Raw genomic sequence first — 21,673 nt, forward strand, 5'->3', positions numbered from 1 at the left:
CCACCCAGTCACGGGTGGGGGTGGCCTGGGGGCCGGGCGGTTTCTGGGGTTCGTTGCCGCGCGGCTCGGCGGCGATCTCGCGGCATGGTGCGCCCCGGCCCCGGACGGACTGGGCCCGGCGGAACGTCTCGAGTGCCATGCGGCTGCGGCCGGCCGGGAAGGTCGTGGTGTGGGCGTGACAGGTTCTGTTGCGGGCTCCACCGCTGGTACAGCCCGGCCGAGGTGGGCGACGGTCTGCCGGGTCGTGGCGCGCGGCCGGGCACCACGTGCACCTGCGCGCTGACGGTCCGGGCGCTGCGCCCCGACCGCTCATCCGCGCCGGATGAAACCGCCGGTCAAACCTTGTGCGGCCCGGCCGTGGGCTGCAAACTTCCGGCCATGAGCGCTCAGGCGACTCTGGTGTTCCTGGTCGTGGTGGGCGCGCGGTTCGCAGTGCCGCTGTTCATCCCGCTCTTCCCGCTGCCCGCGATCGTCACGGCGCTGGTCCTCGACGGCATCGACCAGTCGGTGTTCCAGTGGTTCGGCTACGACCCGCCCGGATACCAGGGCTACGACAAGGCGATGGACATGTTCTACCTGTCCGTCGCCTATCTGTCGGTGCTGCGGAACTGGACGAGCCGGCCCGCCCTGCGGGTGGCGCGCTTCCTGTTCTTCTACCGCCTCGTCGGGGTGGTGCTGTTCGAGCTGCTGGACCAGCGGTGGATCCTGCTCGTCTTCCCCAACACCTTCGAATACTTCTTCATCGCGTACGAGATCGTGCGTCTCCGCTGGGATCCGGCGCGCGTGGGCATGCGACGGTGGGTGATCACCGCGGCCTGCATCTGGATCTTCGTGAAGCTGCCGCAGGAGTGGTGGATCCACGTCGCCCAGCTGGACTTCACCGACACCGTGGCCGCGAACCCGTGGATCACGCCGCTGCTGCTCGTGCTCGCGGTGATCGCGGGGCTGTGGTTCTGGTTCTGGCTGCGCCCGCGGCTGCCGGCACCGGCCTGGGGCCGGCGCTGGGCCGCCGAACCGCTGCCGGCGGCGATCGACACCGCGGCCGAGCGCGACTCCTGGGTGGCCGTCCACGGGCGGATCTTCTCCTCGGCCACCCTTGAGAAGGTGGTGCTGATCGGCCTGCTCTGCGTGATCTACGGGCAGGTGCTGCCCGGCCGCAGCTCGACCGATCTGCAGCTGTTCCTCGGCATCGCCGCGTTCGTGGTGGTCAACGCCGCGATCAGCCTCGCCATCGCCCGCCGGGGCGGCAGCCTGGACTCGGTTCTGGCCGCGTTCGGCGCCCGGCTGGTCATCGACGTCGCCCTGGTGGTCGGTGCCGGCTGGCTGCTCGGAAAGGCCGGGGGCGGGCTCAACGTCGGCAACGCCCTCTTCTTCGCCGCGCTGCTCAGCCTGCTGGTGACGCTCGACGACCGGTTCCGGCCGGTGTCGCAGGTACGGTTCGCCCGGTCGCCCGAGCCAGCGCTGCCCTGATCGCGAGGGCGCCGGCCTCGTCGGTGGTCTCGCGCCCGGACTCGCCGGCCGGGGCCGCCGTGCCGAGCGCGACGCCGACCGTCTCGGCCACGACGTGCTTGGCCGAGGCATGGATCGCGGCGACGCCGGTGCCCACGATCGCCGCCACGGACTCCGGCCGCACCCCGCCGCCGGCCATGATCTCCAGACCGCCGCCGGCGGCGCGCACGAGCGCGGCGAGCGCGGGCAGGGCGTCGGCCACCCGGGCCGCCCCGGCCGAGGTGAGCACGCGCTTCACCCCGTACGAGACCAGGGTCTTGATCGCGCTCTCGGGGTCGCTCAGCGTGTCGATCGCGCGGTGGAAGGTGACCTCGCCGCAGATGCCGGTGACCCGGCCGACCAGGCCGCTGTCGATCCGGTCGTCGCGGACGCCGCCGATGACCACGCCGCTCGCGCCCGCGTTCAGGGCGTGCCGGACGTCGCGCAGGAGAAGCGCGATCTCGTCGGGGGAGTAGTCGAAGCCGCCCGGGCGCGGGCGCACCAGAACATGAACCGGCGGAATGCCCGGGGTGGCCACGGCCGCCTCGATGAAGGCCAGCGAGGGCGTCAGCCCGCCGAGCGGGAGCGCCGAACACAGCTCGATGCGGTCGGCGCCGACCCGTGCCGCCACGGCCAGGCCGTGCGAATCCTGAACCGCCAGCTCGAAGGCAACCATAGTGTTAAGGATCTTTCCATATCGGCCGCCGTAGATGTAAGCGCGAGAGCTAGGCGAGCACCACGGCGAGCGGGCCGGTGCGGCTCTTCTTCGCCTCGTACATCGCGGCGTCGGCGCGGGCGATCAGCTCCTCCGGGTCGCTCGCGCCGCACGGCGACCAGGCGATGCCCATGCTGGCCTGGGGCCGCAGGACCTCGCCGGCCGCCCGGATGCCGTCGCCGTCGCCGTCGCCGGCCAAGCTGGCCAGCAGGGCGGCGCCGATGCGGTGGGCGTCGGCCGGTGACGGCACGTCGCGGCAGATGACCACGAACTCGTCGCCGCCGATCCGGCCGAGCAGGCCGCCGTACGGCACGGCCAGCCGTAGCCGGGCGGCGACGTGCACCAGCAACTGATCGCCCGCCGCGTGCCCGTACCGGTCGTTCACCTGCTTGAAGCTGTTGAGGTCGAGAAAGACCACCGCGGCGCCGGCGTCGGCGCACTGGACCGCGTCGTGCAGGGCGGCCATCGTCGCCGCCCGGTTGTGGCAGCCGGTCAGCTCGTCGAAGGTGGCCCGGTGGCGCAGCTCCTCGCGCAGCCGTACGTCCTCGGTGACGTCGGTGAGGCAGATGATCGCCCCGGTCACCGCGCCGGCTTCGTCGGTGAGCGCGCGCAGGTTCGCCCGCATCCGCCGCGCGGGCCGGCCGGGCTCGCGGGTGCCGTACTCGAGGTCGACGTCGCGCCCGGTGCCGAGGACCTCGGCGAGGGCGCCGGCGGCGGCCGGGCGGTCGGCGGGCGCGATCGCGTCGAGCAGCCCGTCGACCGGGTCGCCCAGCCGGGCGTGCAGGGCGCGGGCGGCCCGTTCGTTGAGGTAGTTGATCCGGCGGCCGGCGTCCAGCTGCAGGACGCCCATCGGCAGCGTCTCGGTGAGCCGCCGCATGAGCTGCTCGGCGGCGCGGACCGCCTCCTGGGCCGCCATCTCGTCGGAGATGTCGAGCATCTCGGCGATCACCGCGGGACGCTCGGGGTCGCCGAGCCGGTTGTGGTTGGTGATCTCGAACCAGACCGTGGTGCCGTCCCGGTGCAGGTGCCGCAGCCGTACCCGCCGGACCGCGCCCGGTCCGGCGCTGAGCAGGTCCATCCAGCTCGCGATGGACCGCTCCCGGTCGTCGGGGTGCACCAGGTCGAGGCTGCGGGTGCCGGCCAGCTCCTCGGGCTGCCGGCCGAGCAGCGGCGCCACCTCGGGCCCGATGTCGGTGATCACCGAGTTCTGGTCCTTGCGCATCGTCACCAGCCGCGGCCGTACCTCGTCGTGCGCGAGGGCCGGGCCGGCCAGGCCGCCCGCCATGCCGGTGATCAGGCCGGCATGGACGCCGAGCCGGTGGGTGAGGTCGATCAGGTGCAGCCGGACCTGCCGGTCGGGCGCGGCGACCGGGCGTACCAGGCACTCGCCCACGCCCTCGGCCAGCAGCTGATGCCACGCGTCGAGAGCGGTCACGTGGTCCTCGCCGACCACGACGCCGAGCAGCGACGCCGGCCCCTCGATCGGGCGCAGGCCGGTCGCGGCCAGCTCGTCCGGCAGCGGCACGAGAAAGCCGGTGGGCGCCATCGCCGCGATGAACGCCTCGGGGTTCTCCGCGACCACGGCGGCGAGAACGGCCTCCCGCCCCGCCGGGTCGATCATGCGGTTCTCCGCCATGCCTCCCTGTATCGGTAGCGGCGGGCGGACGCTGAAGACTTCTCAGCGGGCGGCGGCCTCGGAGAGCTGCGGATCGGGCGCCGGGCTCAGGAGCGAAAGCGACGCGCTGATCACCAGCACCTCACGCACCAGCCCGTACGCGTTGACCACGCGGTAGGCGCAACCGCGGCCGGTGGCCGCCTCATGGCCGGACAGCAGCGCGCGCACGCCCGCGGCGGCCAGGAAGGTGACGTGGCGCAGGTCGACCACGACCTCGGTCACGCCGGGCTGGGTCACCGCGTTCGTCAAGAAGGTGGCCAGGCACGCGCTGACGTCCTGGTCGATCTCGCCGGTCACGGACAGCCACGCGACACCTGCCCGGTCCTCCTTGCTGACCGCGAACGGGTTGGCCATCAGGATCCCCCAGGAGAGGCGACAGGTGCGAGAGTCAGATTAACCTCTGCGAAGCGCCGCCCAGACCACCTTGCCGTCGTCCGTCCGGTGGGTCCCCCAGCTCTGGGCCAGCGCGTCGACCAGCACGAGCCCCCGGGGTGCCGACGGGGAGGGCGATGGCGGGACGGTGAGGACCGGTCCGGCGGCGGCCCCGTCGCGCACCGCGATCAACAAGTAGCGGCGGCCCAGTGACAGCCGGAGGGTGATCATGGTGCCGGCGTGGTCGACGCTGTTGGACACCAGCTCGCCCGCGACGACGGCGCCCGGCCCGATCAAGTGCGGCAGCTCCCACTGCTCGCAGGCCGAGAGCACCAGCGCCCGCGCCCGGCTCGCGGCGCCGATGACCGGGAGCAGCACGTCGCTGATCGTCGGCAGCCGGAGCCGGGGCGAGGCGGTCAGGGCTTCCGCGGCCGAGGTGTGGACGGCCAGCCGGCCGTACCGCCGCTGGAGCATGCCGGCCAGCGACCGGTCGGGGGTGGAGATCAACAGCGGGGTGCCGGGCCAGATCGACGCGTGGCGGGAGGCGGCCAGGAAGACCGCCTCCGCGGCCGGCTCGATGACGTCGACGCCGGACAGGTCGACCACCACCGCCTCGGGCTGCTCGGACAGGCATTTGAGCAGGGTGGCGCGCACCCGCGGCGCCGTCGCCGACGAGAGCCGGCCGCTCACGCGTACCAGCAGGCGGGCGCCGACGAACTCGACGTCGCACCGAACGTCAGACACCTGACGATTATCACCCCCGCGGGCTCACAGGAGACCGTTCTCCCGGGCGAGCGCCACCGCCTCGCTGCGCCGGCTCGCGCCCAGCTTGCGGTAGACGGCGCGCATGTGCGCCTTGACCGTGTTGACCGAGAGGCCGAGCTGGGTCGCGATCTCGGCGGCGGTCAGCATGGTGGTCAGGTAACGCAGCACCTCGGCCTCGCGGACGCTCAGCCCCTCGACCGCCGGGCCGGCCGGCGCGGCCCGGCCGGCGGGGGCGGGCTCGCCGAGCAGCTGCAGCCGCCGCAGCAGGGCGGCCAGCCGGGGCCCGGGCGCGGCCAGCGGGCGGCGGATGCCCTCGCGGCCGGCCAGCGCGACCGCCTCGCCGAGCAGGTCGGCGGCCTGCACCGGGTAGCCGCGCGCGTCGGCCACCAGCGCCCGCAGGATGCCGGCCTCGACGCCGGAGATCGTGTCGCGCGGCCCGGCGGGCGCCTCGGCGAGCAGGATCTCGGCCCGGCGGTATGCGCCCTCGTCGTACGCGGCCTGCGCCCGGCAGACCACCTCGGCGAGCGAGGGATCGGCGCCGGAGTAGCGCCCCGCGACCCGCCGGGGCTGGTCGTCGGCCAGGTCGAGCCGGGACTCCTGCAGCAGCAGCCACCGGTCGATGCCGGGGACGCGCAGCCGGGCGGACCGGCCGGCGTGCGCCTCGGCCAGCCGCTTGCGGGCGGCGGCCAGGTCGCCGGTGGCCGTGTCCAGCCGGACCTGGACGCCCAGGGCCACGAGGCGCTGCGCCGCCTCCGGATCGCTGTGGTGTGCCCGCAGGCCGTCCTCGAGCGCGCGCCGGGCCTCGTCCAGCTCCAGCGCCTCGATGTGCACCAGGGCGCGGGCCAGGTGGGCGGCGACGGTCTGCAGTGCGTACCGCCAGCCGCGCCGGTCGGCCACGTCGCACGCGCTCGCGGCCAGCCGGCCGGCCTCGTGCACCGAGCCGGACATGGCCTGCAGCAGCGCGAGGTGCCCGGTCGCGTTGATCTCGGCGAGCTCGACCCCGGCGGTGCGGGCGGCGCTCGAGGCGGCCCACAGGCAGCGCTCGGCCTCGTCCCGATCGCCCGACCAGAGCAGTGCCAGACCCTTGTTGTTGAGGGCGATCGCGCGGTTCTGGGCGATGGCCGGGACGGCGGTGACGGTCGCGGCGCCGAGCAGCTCCAGCAACCGGTCGCTGCCGCGGATGACGGCCGGCATGTCGCCCACCGCGCGATCGGCGCCCAGCCGCAGCACGTACGTCATGATCTCGACCGACTCGCGGGCCGGCGCCGGTCGCTCGCCCAGCATCGCGAGGGCGGTGTCGAGCCGGGCCGGGATCGCCTCGTAGTCGCCGGTGTGGAACAGCAGCAGCGCGCCGCAGATCAGCAACTCCGGTGTGGTGGTCATGGTGTCGCCGGGAATCTCCCGCAGGATCTTCACGAGCGCCTGGCGGTGCGCGGAGACCATCAGCGGCGCCGCCTGGGTGGTGACGAGCTTTCCCACGTACGCCCAATCGCCGCCCGCCACGGCATGGTCGAGCGCCTCCAGCACCGAGTGGTTCTCGGCGTGCCAGCGGGCGGCCCGCCCATGCAGCTCGGGCAGCGTCCCGGGCGACTCGATCAGCAGCCGGTGCCCGAGCAGGTCGCGCAGCAGGTGGTGATAGCGGAACCAGAGCGGCTTGGCGCCCAGCCGCAGCACGAAGTCGTTGTCGCGTTCCAGCTGCTCCAGCGTGCGCTGCCCGTCGCCGTCCCGGGTGATCGCGTCGGCCAGGCCGGCGCAGACGTTCTCGCAGATGCTGGTCTGCAGCAGGAACCGGCGCTGGCGGCGGGTGCTGGTGGCGAGCACCTCCTCGGTCAGGTAGTCGTCCACCCCGCGTACGTCGCCGGCGAAGTCACCGACCGCGGGCGGCCCGTCGTGCCCGGCCAGGAACGCCGCCCCCAGCTGAAGCCCGGTCACCCAGCCCTCGGTGCGCCGCACCAGCGTCGCGATGTCCTCGCCGGGGACGCTCAGCCCGTGGCCGGTGAGCAGCCCGGCCGCCTCCGGCTCGGTGAACGCGAGATGCCCGGTGCGGATCTCGGCCAGGCCGCCGGAGGCGCGCAGCCGGTGCAGCCGCAGCGGCGGCTCGGCGCGCCCGGCGAGCACCACCCGCAGGGGCGGCGGCAGGCGGTGGAGCAGCTCGGCCAGCTCACGCAGCACGCCGGCGTCGTCGATCTCGTGGATGTCGTCGAGGACCAGCACGGTCCCGGCCGGCACCTCGGCCAGGCCGGCCTGCAGGCGGCCGGTCCGCTCGCGCTCGTCGGCGGGCACCGAGCCCAGCGCGGCCAGCGGGTTGGCCGGGGACAGGGCGCCGGCGACCCGCAGGGCGGCCAGCACGTACGCCCAGAAGATCTGCGGGTCGTTGTCGTGCCGGTCGAGGCTCAGCCAGGCGACCGGGGTGCGGCGGGTCCGCGCCCAGGCCGAGACGGCCATGGTCTTGCCCCATCCGGCGCCGGCGCACACCAGGGTCACGGGACACCGGACGGCGTCGTCGAGCAACGTCATCAGCTGCGGCCGATCGACCGCCGTGCGCAGGGTCCGGGGCCGCGCCGTCTTGGCCGGGACCAGGGGAGCGAGAAAGCCGCCGTGCACGGGTCCACGATAAGGTTCACCCGGGTACATATTTCAACCGGTGGATCATTGCGCTCGCCAAGCTGTCCGGTCAGCGGGCGGAGAGCAGGTGGCTCGCGTGCGCCGGGCCGTCGGTCAGGGCGAGCGCGCGCTCCTCGGCCTCCCGGTCGCCGCCGGTCAGCCGGCCGCTGTGCTGCCGCAGGTGCTCGTCCCAGCTCGGCACCAGGTACGCCTCGACGAAGCGCCCCGGCTCCTCGCCGTCGCGGAACAGCCCCCACCGGACGGCGCCGGTCCGCAGCCGGCTCCGCCGCACCTCCTCCATGGCCGCGACGAACGCCTCCTCGTGCTCCGGGGCGACCGGGTAGGAGACGGTGACCAGCACGGGACCGTCGTGCGCGTCCGGGTCGGCCTCGAGGTGCGGCTCCGGCCAGTAGACGGCGGGGTCCCGGTTCATCCCCTCGGTGTCCCGCATCGGCCACCAGCGCAGGGTCAGCACGCCCGCCGCCATCACCGCGGCCGCGGCCAGGTGCGCGACGACCAGCCCGGCCGCGTCGGACAGCGCGCCCCAGAGCAGCGCCCCGGCGGCCTGGGCGCCGGCGAAGACCATCTGGTAGACGGCCAGGCCCCGGGCGCGCACCCAGTTCGGCAGGAACAGCTGCATGGCGGCGTTGATGTTGGACAGCACCATGACCCAGGACACGCCGGCCGGCAGCAGCGCCAGCACCACCACGACCTCGTTGCGGACCAGCGCCAGCACGGCCAGGACCGCGGCGAAGACGACGCTCGCGATCAGCAGCAGCCGGTTGACCGTCCACCGTGCCCGCAGGTTGGGCAGCAGCACCGCCCCGACCACGGCGCCCGCGCCGACCGCGCCGAGCAGCACGCCGTACCCGCCCGAGCCCAGCCCCAGGCGGCGGCTCGCGACCAGCGGCAGCAGCGCCCACAAGGCGCTGCCCGGCACCAGGAACAGGGCCGCCCGCAGCAGGATCCGCCGCACCACGGGGGAGTGCCGCACGTACCGGCCGCCGGCTCGCACCGCGGCGGCGAACCGCTCGGGTGCGCCGCCGGCGTCCCCGGTCGCCGGCCGCCACCGCCACAGCGCCACGACGAAGACGACGAAGGTGAGCGTGTTGAGCCCGAAGACCGCACCCGGGCCGGTACGCGCGATCAGCACCCCGGCCACCGCCGGCCCGACCGCGCGGGCCAGGTTCATGCTGATCGCCCCGAGCGCGGACGCCGACGCCAGCTGCGGCCGCGGCACCAGCTCCGGGATGATCGCCTGCCAGGCCGGCGCGGTCAGCGCCTGCCCGGCCCCGAGCGCGAAGGTCAGCGTGAGCAGCAGCGCCGACGGCATGTGCCCGGCCAGCGTCAGCGCGGTCAGCACCACGCCGACCGCGATCAGGAAGCCCTGCACGGCGATGAGCAGCCGCCGCCGGTCGAGGGTGTCGGCCAGCGCCCCCGAGGGCAGGGCGAGCAGCACGATCGGCAGCGTGCTGGCGGTCTGGACGAGCGCCACCAGCGTGTCCGAGCCGGACTGCTCGACCAGCAGCCACTGCGCGCCGACGGTCTGCATCCAGGTGCCGATGTTGCTGGCCAGCAGCGCCAGCCACAGGCTGCGGAACGCGGCCACACGCAGCGGCGCCCACGCCGACGGTGCGGCGGGACGCGGCGGTGGACTCGGCGCTCACGCTGCTGGACTACCCCGGAACCGGCCCGGTTCACCTGAAGGGGTGGAGCATAGGACCCATGAGAGACCTGCTGACCGGCCTCGACCTGGTCGACGACCCGGATGTGCTGGAGAGCCTCAGCCACGACGACGCGGAGTGGGCACCCTACGGGAAGCCGGTCGCGGCCGTCCGTCCCCGGACCACCGAGGACGTACGCCGGGTGGTCGCGGCCTGCGCGCAGCGCGGCATCCCGATCGTGCCCCGCGGGGCCGGCACCGGCCTGTCCGGCGGCGCCAACGCGGTCGACGGCGCGCTGGTCCTCGACCTGTCGAAGATGAACCGGATCGTCGAGATCGACGCCGAGAACATGACCGCCACCGTGCAGCCGGGCGTGGTCAACGACGACCTCAAGGCCGCGGTCGCCGAGCACGGGCTGTGGTACCCGCCCGACCCGGCCAGCGCGCCGTGGTCGACGATCGGCGGCAACGTGGCCACCAACGCCGGCGGGCTGTGCTGCCTCAAATACGGCGTGACCCGCGACTACGTGCTCGGGCTCGAGGCGGTCGTGGGCGGGCCGGCCGGCGACTACGGCACCGTCGTGCGGCTGGGCCGGCGCACCACCAAGGGGGTCAGCGGCTACGACCTGGCCGGGCTCTTCACCGGCTCCGAGGGCACGTTCGGGGTGATCACCGAGATCACCGTACGGCTGCGCCCCGCCCGCCGCGAGGCGCCGCGCACCGTGGTCGGCGCGTTCGCGAGCGTGGTCGAGGCCGGCGAGGCGGTCGCCGCCATCACCCGCGCCGGGCTGCTGCCGGCCGCGCTCGAGCTGCTCGACCGCACCTGCCTGCGGGCCGTCGAGGAGTGGAAGCACCTGGGCCTCGAGGCCGACGCGGCCGCGCTGCTGCTGGCCCAGCTCGACACCCCCGGCGTGGCCGGCGACGACGAGGCGACCGCGGTCGCCGGCGTGTTCCGCGCGGCCGGGGCGCTGTGGGCCGAGCAGTCGACCGACGAGATCGAGGCCGAGGCCCTGTTCGCCGCCCGGCGGCTGGCCTACCCGGCCCTGGAACGGCTGAGCCCGGTGCTCACCGAGGACGTGTGCGTCCCCCGCTCCCGGGTGCCCGGCATGCTGGCCGCGATCGAGGACATCGCGGCCCGGCACGGCGCCACGATCGCCACCATCGCCCACGCCGGCGACGGCAACCTGCACCCGATGATCCTCGCCCCGGCCGGTGACCAGGACGCACGCCGGGCCGCACAGGCGGCGTTCGAGGACATGCTGAACGCGGCCATCGGGATGGGCGGCACGGTCACCGGCGAGCACGGCGTGGGTCTGCTCAAGCGCGGCGGCATGCGGCGGGAGCTGTCGCCGGCGGTGCTCGCCATGCAGCTCGCGGTCAAGCGCACGCTCGACCCGCTCAACCTCTTCAACCCCGGAAAGGTGGTCGGCTGACCGTCCGCCCGCGGTCGGATTGCCGACCGGCGCACCGGACCTGCGTTGATACCGTTCGATCCATGGGCGACGGGGTCGAGATCCGGCTGCTCGGCGCGGTGGAGATCGTGGCGGGTGGGCGGTCGGCCGCGGCCGGGCCGCCGCAGCACCGCCTCGTGCTCGCCGCCCTCGCCCTCGACGCCGGCCATCCGGTCACCACCGAGACGCTCATCGACCGGGTGTGGGACGAGGCCCCGGCCGGCGCCCGGCGCACCCTGCACGTCGCGATCGCCCAGCTGCGCCGGGTCTTCGAGCGCGCCGCCGGGGAACCGGCGCCGCTGATCCGGCGCTCCGGTGGCTACGTGCTCGACGTCGCGCCCGGCGCCGTCGACGCCCTGCGGCTGCGCGCGGCGCTGGCGGCCCGCACGCCCGACGGCGAGGTGCTCGACCTGTGGCGGGGCGAGCCGCTGGCCGGGCTGCCGGGCCGGTGGGCGGAACGGGTCCGCGGCGCTCTGGTGCACGACTGCCTGAGCGCCACCGTCGCCTGGGCGCTGGCCTCGGCCGCCGGCGGCAACGCCGAGGCGGCATTGGGCCGCCTGGTCGAGGCGGACGCCGCGCACCCCCTGGTCGAGCCGGTCGCGGCGGCCCTGATCCGGGTGCTGCACCAGGCCGGCCGGACCGCCGACGCGCTGGAGCACTACGCGGCCGTGCGCCGCCGCCTGCGCGACGAGCTGGGCACCGATCCCGGACCCGAGCTCGTCGCGGCCCACCGGGCCGTGCTCCACACCCCGCCCGCCCCCGCCGCACCGCCGGCACCGGCCGCGCCCACCGGCGCGCTCGCGGCGCCCGCGCAGCCTGCGTGGCCCGGGCAGCCAGCGCAGTCCGCGTCGCCCGGGCAGCCCGCGCAGCCTGCGTCGTCCGCGCCGCCACCGCAGTCCGCGTCGCCCGCGTCGCCCGCGTCGCCCGCGTCGTCCGCGCAGCCAGCGCAGTCCGCGTCGCCCGCGCTGCCGGCGTCCACCGGAGCAGCCGGGTCGGCCATGCCCGCCGCACCGTCCACACCGGCCGTTCCGGTCCCGGCGCAACTCCCGGCCGCCGCTGCGTCGTTCACCGGCCGCCGGGCCGAGCTCGCCGCCCTCGGCGAAGCCCTCTCCACCACCCGTCTCGCGGTGATCATCGGTCCCGGCGGCGTGGGCAAGACCTGGCTGGCCACGCACTGGGCGCACCGGCACCGCGACACCTTCCCCGACGGCCAGCTCTACGCCGAGCTGCGCGGCTTCGATCCGGTCGGCGCCCCGGCCGCGCCCGGCGGCGTGGTCCGCGGCTTCCTGGAGGCGCTCGGCGTCCCCGCCCGCTCCCAGCCGGGCGGGCTCGAGGCGCAGATCGGCCTCTACCGCAGCCTGGTCGCCGGTTGCCGGATGCTGATCGTCCTCGACAACGCCCGCGACAGCGCCCAGGTCGCGCCCCTGCTGCCGGGCGCGGGCGAGAGCGCCGTCGTGGTCACCAGCCGCGACCGGCTGACCGGCCTGATCGCCGCGCACGCCGCGGCCGCGGTCCCGCTCGCGGTCCTGGACGACGCGGACGCCCACGAGCTGCTGCGACATCGCCTCGACCCGCGCGCGCCGGGCGACGACGCCGCGGCCGCCGCGGTGGTCGCCGCCTGCGGCGGGCTGCCGCTGGCCCTCGGCATCGCCGCCGCCCGCGCCGCGGCCGAGCCGCACCTCGGTCTCGGGCCGGTCGCCGCCGAGCTCAGCGACGCCGGCACCCGGCTCAGCGCCCTCGAGGGCGACACCGTGGCCGGCCTGCGCACCGTCCTGGCCACCACGGCCGCCGCGCTCACCGCGCCGCAGCGCCGGGCGTTCGCGCTGCTCGGCGCCGCCGGCGGGCCGGACATCGGCGAGCCGGCCGCGGCCGCGCTGCTGGGCGGCCCACCCGGCCCCGAGCTGCGCGCCCTGGAACGGCTGTCGCTGCTTCACCAGCACGCGCCCGGCCGCTGGCGGATGCACGACCTCGTCCGGCTCTACGCGGCCGAGACGGCGGCGCCGGACCGCCCGGCCGCCCTCGACCGGCTGATCGACTACTACCTGCACAGCGCCTTCCGGGCGGAGACCCGGGCCACCCCCGACCGGATACCGATCGAGATACCCCCGCCCGCGCCCGGCGTCGTCCCGCACGACCCGGCCGACGCCCGCGCGGCCCAGCGCTGGATCGGCGCCGAGTACGACAACCTGTGCGCCGCCCAGCGGCAGGCGGCCGAGCAGGGTCGCGACGACGCCGTGTGGCAGCTGGCCTGGAGCATGGACAACTACCACCACCGGCTGTTCCGGGCCGAGGACGAGGTGGCGGTCTGGGAGGCCGGCCTCGCCGCCGCCGAGCGCCTCGGCCGCCCCGGCACGCTGATCCGCGCGCTGCGCCTGATGAGCACCACCTACGTGAAGGCGGGCCAGTTCGACCGGGGCATCGCCTCTCTGCACCGGGCCCTCGAGCTCGCCGAGAAGACCGGTGACCGGCTCGAGCAGGCGCGCATCCATCACGCGATCGGCTTCTGCTGGGATCAGCACGGCGACGACGAGCGGGCGCTGGCCGGCGCGCTCGCCGCCCTGTGCCTCTACGAGCAGCTGGACCGGCCCAGCTCGGTGGCCGACGTGCACAACGAGGCCGGCCTCTATCTGGTGCGGCTCGGCCGCCTCGACGAGGCCGCCCAGCACCTGACCGCGGCGCTGCACGGCGTCCGCGCGGTCGGCTCGACCAGCGAGGCCGCGGTGCTGGACAGCCTCGGCGAGCTGGAGCACGCCCGCGGCCGCTACGACAAGGCCGTCGGCTGGTTTCGGGAGACCCTTCCGCTGCTGGTCGAGATGGGCGACCAGCGCAACGAGGCGGGAACGCTCGAACGCCTGGCCGCCAGCGAGGCGGCCCGCGGCGACGACGCCGCGGCGCGGGCCGCCCGCCGGGACGCTCTGCGCGTCTACGAGGAGCTGGGCCGCACGGCCGACGCCGACCGCCTTCGCGCCCTGGTCGCCGGCTCGCCGGAAAGTGAGGGCTAGGCGCCGCCCGGGATGGTCGGGGCCCCGGCGGCCGCCGCGCGCCGGATCCCGGCGGCCGCTTCGCGCCGGATCCCGGCCGCCGCCGCGCGCCGGATCTCGGCCGCCCGGACCAGCTCCGCCCGCCATTGCGGCGGCATGGCCAGCGCCGCCCGGCGGCGCAGCTCGATGCCGGTCTCGATCACCCGCGCCCGGACCAGGCACACGCCGTCGGCGGTCGCGATCCGGCGCTCGGCCGCCGGGTGCCGCGCGGCTTCGGCACGGGGCTGGTCGTAACCGGTGAACCGATAGCCCTGCCCGGCCATGCAGGCCTGCCACTCCCGCTCGGCCCGGTCGCGGGCCGGGTCGGCCGCGGTCGCCGCGATCAGGTCGTCGTTGAGGAAGTCGGGGGCGTAGACGGCGGTCGCCCAGCGCTCCACCGAGCCGGCCACGGCCGCCCGCGCCTGCCCCATGCACCCGCCCGAGGCCACGACGACCTTGCCCACCGTGACCGAAGTGTCGCCGCGGAGCGCGTGGTCGTAGCCGGGCGGCGGCGCCGGTGGCTGCGGCCGGGGGGAGCGGGCGGCCACGGCGTCGTCGGTGAGTCCGTAGCCGTGCGCGCGCCGGTACCCGAGGTCCACCCCGGCCACCTCGCCATGGCGGGGCGCCGGCTCGGCCGCCGCGGGCGCGGGCGTGGTGAAGCCCCGCGCCCGCATGCACTCCCGCACCAGCCGCTCCTCGGCCGCCGCGATGACGTCGGCGTCGTCCCAGTAGCCGCCGCTGTGGGTCACCATGTCGAGGGCGTATCCGTCCGGCGCGGTGGTCCCGCCGCCGGCTGCCTCCGAACAGCCGGCCGACGAGACCACCACCGCGGTCAGAAGGGCTAGAAGGCGCACGAGGAACTGCCGCCCCGCTTCAGCGAGGACACCACGTCGTTGTAGTCGGCCTGGGTGCCGAGGTTGACGTAGCCGTCGTGGGCGCCGAGGTTGTGGTACCCGCCGATGTTGTTGAGGCTGTCGAACAGGTGCCAGCAGGCCGCGGTGTCGTTGAACACCGAGGTCATGCAGTCGTTCCAGGTGCCGTTGCTGCGCCCCTTGCAGGTCGGGTGGCTGAAGACGCGGAGATCCTTCTGGGTCTGCTGGACCCGGCCCCGGGTGTCGCGGGGGTTGTTCTTGTTGAACTGGTCGTCCTTGTAGAAGCAGAACCAGTTCGCCTCGCAGGTCGACGGCCGGCTCGGCTTGGCGGCGGCCGCGGCCGGCGAGGCGTTGGCCAGCGGGACGCCGAGAGCGGCGGTGAGAACCGCGACCGTCGTGACGATGCGCTTGTGGAACATGGAATGTCTCCCTCCGGTGAAGTGACTCGGAGGGAGCGTGCGCCGGCGGCGTAGGCCGGATGCTTAGCGGATGGTTAGCGGGTGGGAGACGGAGCGGGCCGCCCGGGGCCCGCTCCGCCGCCCGTTCTACCCCCTGGTGCAGGTCATCCCGTTGACGGTGAACGCCGACGGTGCGGTGTTGGCGCCGGTGTAGGTGCCGTTGAACCCGATGCCGGCCGAGCCGCCGGCCGGCACCGCGCCGTTGTACGACAGGCTCGCCGCGGTCACCTGGGCGCCGGTCTGGCTCCAGGTCGCCGACCAGCCCTGGCTGACCTTCTGGTTGCCGGGGAACGTGAAGCCGAGGGTCCAGGCGCTCCAGGCCGAGCTTCCGGTGTTGGTGATCGCCACGGTCCCGGTGAAGCCGCCGCCCCAGTCGTTGACGCTGTAGGCGACCCGGCAGCCGGCGGACGGCAGCGGCGTCGGCGACGAGGGCGAAGGCGAGGGCGACGAGGGCGAGGGCGAGGGCGACGACGGCGAGGGCGACGGGGAGGACGGAGACGGGGACGGCGAGGAGGTGCCGGGCTCCTGGCCCCAGATGAGCTTCCCGCCCTCGTACAGCGGCACGTTGCGGTTGACCGCGGTGCCGGGCAGATAGGACGGGTCGTTCGAGGAGTCCCAGGTGCCGCCCTCGGGCACGCCGACCTTGAACTGCACCTCCATCCGGTACGCCGACTGCCCGGCCGGCGCGATCGAGTAGCCGGCGCAGTTCACCTCGACGTACCAGATGTCCCCGGACCACTGCTTGGCGGTGGATGGCGACGGGCAGCCCTGCGTGTAGCCGGGGGTGACCACCGGGGCGGCCGTGCCCTCGCGGCGGAAGAAGTACCGGTACGAGGCGCCGGTCAGGGCCCGCGCCGGGAACGCCGACTTGTTGTAGATCATCACCTTGAGCGCGGTGTCCCGCGGCTCGTCCTGCATGACCGTGGTCTCGACCGTGATCTCGTCCAGGTCCGGCGTCTCGGCCTGCGGGAAGTTCGCGAGAGGGGTACCGCCGTACTCGTTGTAGAGCCGGGCCAGGGCCGAGGTGAAGCCGGCGTTGTAGTCGGTGGCGACCTCGTTCATCACGTAGTTGTCGCGGGTGTCGGTGTACGCGTCGTCGTTGGTGGACGGCCCGCCGACCAGTGCGCCGTAGAGGACGTGCCGGGTGCCCGCCGGCGTGTTGATGTTGTCCCACCAGGACCCGTGAGCCGTACGGTGATGCGGGTTCCGGGGGGAGTTGGCGCCGAAGCCGATGACGTACGAGGACTGTCGCGGGTTGTCGCCGAGGTCGTAGTTGATCTGGCGCACCGCGAAGTCGTGGTACCGCGCCTTGCGTACCGAATCGGTGGTCCGGTCGCTGTAGACAAGCGCGGCGAACGCCGTGTTGGCCGCATACCGCAGCGATCCCCAGCTGTCGAGCACCGCCTCGCCGCCGGGCGAGTAGCGCACCTTGTCGCCGTTGACGCCGACGGTCCACCAGTCCAGCCAGCGGTTGGCGTCGTCGATGTACTTCTGCTTGCCGGTCAGGTTGGCCAGCAGCACGTACGCGCCGAACTGCTTGTTGTCCCAGGCGATCGTCCACTTGTAGGAGTGGGTGGTGGTCTGCGGCTCGGTGCCGAGCTTGTCGTACTCGCTCTCGGCCTTGGCCAGGTAGGTGGCGTCGTTCGTCGCCCGGTACAGCCAGATCGCGCCCCAGACCAGCTCGTCCTGGTAGCCGCTCCACGACTTGTAGAACGCCTGCGCGTCGGTGATGCAGTCGCTGTAGGCCTTCCGCACCGTGTCGGCGAACGTGTAGAGCTGCTTCGCATGGCTCAACAGCCTGTCGGCGTACGCGGCATCCGTCGCCCGGAAGACCATGGAGCTCGCGGCCATCGCCGCCGCCGTCTCCCCGGCCAGATCGGAGCCGCCGCAGCTGGCGTCGATCTTGTAGGAGGGCCGCGCCATCGGCATCACCTCGGCCGGACCCCACCACTTGTGGTCGTCGTCGCCCTTGCCCACCTGCCCGTAGAGGACGTTGGCCGAGGGGTGCGCCTTGATGAAGTAGTCGTTGGGCACCCGCAGGTTGTTCAGGAACGAGGTCAACTGCCCCGACTTCGTGTACGCGTCGCGGTACTCGACCGCGCCCCAGGCCAGCATGGTGGTCGCGAACGCCATCGGGAAGCCGAACTTGACGTGGTCGCCGGCGTCGAACCAGCCGCCGGTCAGGTCGAGCCCGGCGTCGGCACCGTCGTTCATGGCCGCGTCGCCGCGCCACGAGACCTGGCTCCAGGACGGCTTCTTGCCGGCGATCTGGGCCTGGTAGAAGAACATCGACTTCTGGAGCGCCTCACCGTAGTTGAAGGCGCCCGCGGCGGCGGCCGGGGAGTTGGCGGCGGCGAAGATCCCGGCGGCGGCGGCGAGGACCGCGGCTACCGTGGCGAGCAGGAGACGGCGCATGGGGATGCCCTTTGGTCGGGGAGCGGGCCGAGCGTTGGGAGCGCTCCCAGACATTGAACAATCTCGTTTCGCGTTTGTGAAGCCTGATCTTCGGGGAAGGGTGCCTTGTCCGAGTTGTCCCACCACCTGGAGGTCTGGATGAGCGCCGTCAGCAACCCGGCGACCGTCGAGGAGTGTCTACGCGTCGGCACCGGCTTCAGCCAGGGCGACCGCCACTGGATCGCCGAGCAGTTCGGCACGCTCGACGCCCGGCTGGCCTCGTTCCACGCCGACGCGACGGAACTGGAGATCTCCGTGAAGGACCGCGAGGCGCGCGGTCAGAAGGTCACCCTGGAATGCTGGATCGGCGGTCGCGACAAGATTGTCACGACCTCGTCGGAGGAGGATCTGCACGCGGCGATCATGGACGTACGGGATGATCTCCGTCGCCGTCTGAACGACGCCAAGACCAAGCAGGAACCGCGGCACAACCGCCACCTGCGCGATCTGCCCCCGCCCAGCGGGGACGACCTGGTGACCGAGATCGATCAGTAGGAGTGCGCCGACTGCCAGTGTGACCAGGCGCCGCACGGGGTCCCGTACTTCCCCTTCACGTAGCCGAGCCCCCACTTGATCTGCGTGGCCGGATTCGTCTTCCAGTCGTCGGCGATGGCGGACATCTTGCTGCCGGGGAAGGCCTGCGGGATCCCGTAGGCGCCGCTGGGATTGGCGGCCCGATGGTTCCAGCCGCTCTCCTTCTTCCACAGGTTGTTGAGGCAGGGGAACTGGTCGATGCCGAAGCCGGCGGCCAGCATCAGCGCGCAGCCGGTCTCCCGGTTGCCGCTGAACTCCTGGCAGGAACCGGGGATCGGCCCGTTGTAGGGCACCGTCGCGCCGGACGCCTTCGCCTTGGCCGCGGCCTTCTCGGCCGTCACCGCCTTGGCCAGGTGGTGCGCCCGGCCGGCGGCGGTCCGCGCCTCGGCCGCCGCCTTCTCGGCCGCCTCGGTCTCCGCCTCGCGCTGCCAGGCCCGGGCCGCGACGTGCGCGTTCTGCCGGGCCTTGAGCAGCTGCATGTCGTCGGCCTCGGCCAGAACGGCGAGATCGGCCCGGCCGGCCGGCACGGGGACCGGGCGGCCCTGCCCGAGCGCGATGCCGCCGGCCGCTCCGGCCACGAGCAGGCCGACGGACACGACGCGGACGCCGACCCGGCTCAGGTGCCGACTCACGATCTTCCCTTCGCCGGGGGGCAACGGAGCGGCGGTGCCGCACCGGGGATCGTAGCGGCGATCCGGCTCAGGTCCAGTCGACGGTCGGGGTGTTCACGGCATCCTCTCGATATCCGGGCGTTTCCGGCCGGTGCCGGTGGCCGGGCTCACGCCCGGCGACCGATCACCGACCCCCCGTTACGGATACGGTCGCCGATGCCGCCGGTCGATTCGCTTGTGGAATTCTTGTGGCCTCGTGGTCGGCGGCGCTTGGGGACGAATTGATCGAGTTCTTGATGTCGGGTCCGGTCGAGGTGCGCGCCGACGGCGAGCGCATCGACGCCGGGCAGCCGCGGCAGCGGGCGGTCCTGGCCGCGCTGCTGGCCGACGCCGGCCGCCCGGTGCCGGTCGACACGGTCGTCGACCGGGTCTGGGGCCAGGCCCCGCCGCGCGGTGCCCGGGCGTCGCTGCAGGCGCACGTCACCCGCATCCGGCAGATGCTCGGCGACATCCCGCTCACGTTCGCGGCCGGCTGCTACACGCTCGAGATCGACCCGCTGCGCGTCGACCTGCACCGGATGCGTCACCTGGCGGCGCAGGCCCGCTCGCCCAAGGTCGACGACCCCGATCGGCTGACGTTGCTGCGCGAGGCGATCGACCTTTGGCGCGGCGAGCCGCTGGCCGGCGTGCGCGGGCCGTGGGCCGAGCAGTACCGGCAGGTCTGGCGGCAGGAACACGTCGCGGCCGCGGTCGCCTGGGGCGAGGCCGAGCTGCGGGCCGGCGACCCGGCCGCGGCGATCGCGGTGCTGGCCGACCTGGCCGGCGAGCACCCGCTGACCGAGTCCCTGGCGGCGGTGCTGATGCGGGCGCTGGCCGCGGCCGGGCGGCCGGCCGAGGCGCTCGCCCGCTACGAGACGGTGCGGCGGCATCTGGTGGACGAGCTGGGCGCCGACCCGAGCCCGGAGCTGCAGGCGGCGTACCAGGTGATCCTCCGCGGTTCCGCCCCGCCCGAGCCGCCGGTTTCCGGCCCGGCCCAGCTCCCGCCGGACGTCTTCGGGTTCACCGGCCGCGCCGACCAGCTCGCCCGGCTCGACGGCGGCGCGATCGTCGCGGTCTCGGGCATGGCCGGCGTCGGCAAGACCGCCCTGGCCGTGCACTGGGCCCACACCGTCGCGCACCGGTTCCCGGACGGGCAGCTCTACGTGAACCTGCGCGGCTTCGACGCCGGCGGGCGGGTGATGGACCCGGCCGACGCGGTCCGCGGCTTCCTCGACGCGCTCGGGGTCGCCCGCGACCGGGTCCCCGACGGGCTCGACGCCCAGTCGGCCCTCTACCGCAGCCTGCTGGCCGGCAAGCGGATGCTGGTGGTGCTCGACAACGCCCGCGACGCCGAGCAGGTACGCCCGCTGCTCCCGGCCGGTCCCGGCACGGCGGCCGTGGTGACCTCCCGCAACCGGCTCGCCGGCCTGCTCGCGGTCGAGGGCGCCCGGCTGGTCACCCTCGACGTGCTCGGCGACGACGAGGCCCGCGAGCTGCTGCGGCGCCGGCTGCCCCGGGCCGACGCCGAGCCGGAGGCCGTGGCCGCCATCGTGGCCGCCTGCGGCCGGCTCCCGCTGGCACTGGCGATCGCCGCCGCCCGCGCCCAGCAGAGCGACTTCCCGCTGGCGGTGCTGGCCGCCGAGCTGCGCGAGACGGGCGCCCGGCTCGACGCGCTCGACGCGGGCGACCCCGACGTCGAGGTGCGGGCCGTCTTCGCCTGCTCGTACGCGGCCCTCCCCGCCCCCGCGGCCCGCCTCTTCCGGCTGCTCGGCGTGCACCCCGGCCCCGACATCCCGGTCGCCGCCGCGTCGGCGCTGGCCGGGTCGCCGGCCCGGCGGCTGCTGGCCGGGCTGGTCCAGGCGAGCCTGGTCACCGAGCACGCGCCCGGGCGGTACATCCTGCACGACCTGTTGCGCGCGTACGCCGCCGATCTCGCGGCCTCCTCCTCGCTTGAAGGGAAGCAGGCGCGGGAGCGGCTGCTCGACCACCTCGTGCTCACCGCACACGCCGCCGACCGGCTGCTCTATCCCGCCCGCGACCCGATCGAGCTGCCGCTGCCCCCCGGCGAGCCGGAGCCGCTGGCCGGCCACGACGAGGCGATGGCCTGGCTGGCCGCCGAGCACCGGGTGCTGCTCGCGGCGGCCCGGCTCGCCGCCGACACCGGGCACGACGCCCGCGCCTGGCAGCTGGCGTGGGCGCTGGACACCTTCCTGTTCCGGCGCGGCCTCTGGCATGACCAGGGTCGTCTCTGGACGATCGCGCTCGGCGCGGCCGAACGGCTCGGCAACCTGACCGCGCTGGCCATCGCGTACCGCAGCCTCGGCCGCGTCTACGTCGGCTTCCGCCGCCACGACGAGGCCCGCGCCAGCCTCAGCCGCGCCGCCGAGCTCTACGAGCAGACCGGCAACCCGGCCGGCCAGGGATACGTGCACAACACGCTCGGCCAGCTGGCGGTCTCCCGGTCGCAGGACTACGAGCTCGCCCTCGAGCACACGGCCAAGGCGCTCGAGCTCTACCGGCAGGCGGGCAGCCCCCGCGGCCAGGCCATCGCGCTGAGCCAGTTCGGCTGGTTCAACGACATGCTGGGCCGGTACGAGGAGGCCATACCGTGGTGCGAGCAGGCGCTCGAGCTGCACCGCCAGGTCGGTGACCGCCGCGGCGAGGCCGACGTGCTGGACAGCCTCGCCTACGCGCACCACCACCTGGGCCGCTACGACGAGGCCGCGGCCCGTTACCGGCGGGCGGCCGAGGTCGCCCACGAGCTGGGCGACCAGTATGCCGAGGCGCAGATCCTCGACCACCTCGGCGACAGCCACGCGGCGGCCGGATCACCGGACGAGGCCCGAGCGGCGTGGTCCGCGTCCGTACGCATCCTGTCCGTTCTTGGTCATGCCGACGAGCGCACGGTGCGCGCCAAGCTCTCCTCGCTGCCGCGCTGACGTTCACGCTCGC

15 protein-coding genes are annotated in these 21,673 nt (G+C 74.5%); 5 read left to right on the forward strand and 10 right to left on the reverse strand.

The window, feature by feature from the left end; genetic code table 11:
* The first annotated feature begins 378 nt into the window (after window positions 1-378).
* A complete protein-coding gene (locus tag ACQP2F_RS21145; RefSeq protein ID WP_433306566.1) occupies window positions 379-1,470 on the forward strand; it encodes a hypothetical protein in 1,092 nt (363 codons plus the stop codon).
* Here the strand turns inward: ACQP2F_RS21145 and ACQP2F_RS21150 are convergent.
* The 6 genes from ACQP2F_RS21150 to ACQP2F_RS21175 all read right to left on the reverse strand — a co-directional run bounded on the left by ACQP2F_RS21150 (window position 1,385) and on the right by ACQP2F_RS21175 (window position 9,228).
* Window positions 1,385-2,164 (reverse strand): copper homeostasis protein CutC, encoded by a 780-nt coding sequence (locus ACQP2F_RS21150; RefSeq protein WP_433306568.1) that lies wholly within the window; start codon window positions 2,162-2,164, stop codon window positions 1,385-1,387. The two genes, ACQP2F_RS21145 and ACQP2F_RS21150, sit on opposite strands and share 86 nt — an antisense overlap.
* A 49-nt stretch (window positions 2,165-2,213) precedes the next feature.
* A complete protein-coding gene (locus ACQP2F_RS21155; RefSeq protein ID WP_433306570.1) occupies window positions 2,214-3,839 on the reverse strand; it encodes a diguanylate cyclase domain-containing protein in 1,626 nt (541 codons plus the stop codon).
* A 42-nt stretch (window positions 3,840-3,881) separates the two neighbouring features.
* Complete coding sequence (locus tag ACQP2F_RS21160) at window positions 3,882-4,232, reverse strand: STAS domain-containing protein (RefSeq protein WP_433306572.1); 351 nt, start codon at window positions 4,230-4,232, stop codon at window positions 3,882-3,884.
* Between the two features lie 39 nt (window positions 4,233-4,271).
* Window positions 4,272-4,994 (reverse strand): STAS domain-containing protein, encoded by a 723-nt coding sequence (locus tag ACQP2F_RS21165; protein ID WP_433306574.1) that lies wholly within the window; start codon window positions 4,992-4,994, stop codon window positions 4,272-4,274.
* 24 nt (window positions 4,995-5,018) lie between these two features.
* Window positions 5,019-7,619 (reverse strand): LuxR C-terminal-related transcriptional regulator, encoded by a 2,601-nt coding sequence (locus ACQP2F_RS21170; protein ID WP_433306576.1) that lies wholly within the window; start codon window positions 7,617-7,619, stop codon window positions 5,019-5,021.
* A 70-nt stretch (window positions 7,620-7,689) separates the two neighbouring features.
* Complete coding sequence (locus ACQP2F_RS21175; RefSeq protein WP_433306578.1) at window positions 7,690-9,228, reverse strand: MFS transporter; 1,539 nt, start codon at window positions 9,226-9,228, stop codon at window positions 7,690-7,692.
* 107 nt (window positions 9,229-9,335) lie between these two features.
* On the opposite strand from ACQP2F_RS21175, the gene ACQP2F_RS21180 reads away from it, so the two are divergent.
* Both ACQP2F_RS21180 and ACQP2F_RS21185 read left to right on the forward strand, forming a co-directional pair.
* Window positions 9,336-10,715: an FAD-binding oxidoreductase gene (locus tag ACQP2F_RS21180; protein WP_433307577.1), complete on the forward strand. Its 1,380-nt coding sequence runs from the start codon at window positions 9,336-9,338 to the stop codon at window positions 10,713-10,715.
* Between the two features lie 62 nt (window positions 10,716-10,777).
* Window positions 10,778-13,735, forward strand: coding sequence for a BTAD domain-containing putative transcriptional regulator (locus tag ACQP2F_RS21185; protein WP_433306580.1), 2,958 nt, complete (start codon window positions 10,778-10,780; stop codon window positions 13,733-13,735).
* On the opposite strand, the gene ACQP2F_RS21190 is transcribed toward ACQP2F_RS21185, so the two are convergent.
* The 3 genes from ACQP2F_RS21190 to ACQP2F_RS21200 form a co-directional block, all read right to left on the reverse strand.
* Window positions 13,732-14,607 (reverse strand): hypothetical protein, encoded by an 876-nt coding sequence (locus tag ACQP2F_RS21190; protein ID WP_433306582.1) that lies wholly within the window; start codon window positions 14,605-14,607, stop codon window positions 13,732-13,734. The two genes, ACQP2F_RS21185 and ACQP2F_RS21190, sit on opposite strands and share 4 nt — an antisense overlap.
* The gene (locus ACQP2F_RS21195) at window positions 14,595-15,044 is read right to left on the reverse strand and encodes a peptidase inhibitor family I36 protein (RefSeq protein WP_433306584.1); all 450 of its coding nucleotides are present in this window, start codon (window positions 15,042-15,044) and stop codon (window positions 14,595-14,597) included. Before ACQP2F_RS21195 ends, ACQP2F_RS21190 begins: the two co-directional genes overlap by 13 nt.
* Before the next feature lie 126 nt (window positions 15,045-15,170).
* Entirely contained in the window at window positions 15,171-17,498 is a 2,328-nt protein-coding gene (locus ACQP2F_RS21200; RefSeq protein WP_433306586.1) for a glycoside hydrolase family 9 protein, read from the reverse strand.
* Window positions 17,499-17,636: 138 nt separating this feature from the next.
* Here ACQP2F_RS21200 and ACQP2F_RS21205 point away from each other — a divergent pair, with 138 nt between their 5' ends.
* Window positions 17,637-18,032: an HPF/RaiA family ribosome-associated protein gene (locus ACQP2F_RS21205; RefSeq protein ID WP_433307579.1), complete on the forward strand. Its 396-nt coding sequence runs from the start codon at window positions 17,637-17,639 to the stop codon at window positions 18,030-18,032.
* On the opposite strand, the gene ACQP2F_RS21210 is transcribed toward ACQP2F_RS21205, so the two are convergent.
* Window positions 18,026-18,703: a lytic transglycosylase domain-containing protein gene (locus ACQP2F_RS21210; protein ID WP_433306588.1), complete on the reverse strand. Its 678-nt coding sequence runs from the start codon at window positions 18,701-18,703 to the stop codon at window positions 18,026-18,028. The genes ACQP2F_RS21205 and ACQP2F_RS21210 overlap by 7 nt on opposite strands.
* Before the next feature lie 275 nt (window positions 18,704-18,978).
* Between ACQP2F_RS21210 and ACQP2F_RS21215 the strand changes: the two genes are divergently transcribed.
* Window positions 18,979-21,660: a BTAD domain-containing putative transcriptional regulator gene (locus ACQP2F_RS21215; protein WP_433306590.1), complete on the forward strand. Its 2,682-nt coding sequence runs from the start codon at window positions 18,979-18,981 to the stop codon at window positions 21,658-21,660.
* The last annotated feature ends 13 nt before the right edge of the window (window positions 21,661-21,673 follow it).

Source organism: Actinoplanes sp. CA-030573, assembly GCF_050951115.1.
In the GTDB taxonomy this organism is placed as follows: Bacteria; Actinomycetota; Actinomycetes; order Mycobacteriales; family Micromonosporaceae; genus Actinoplanes.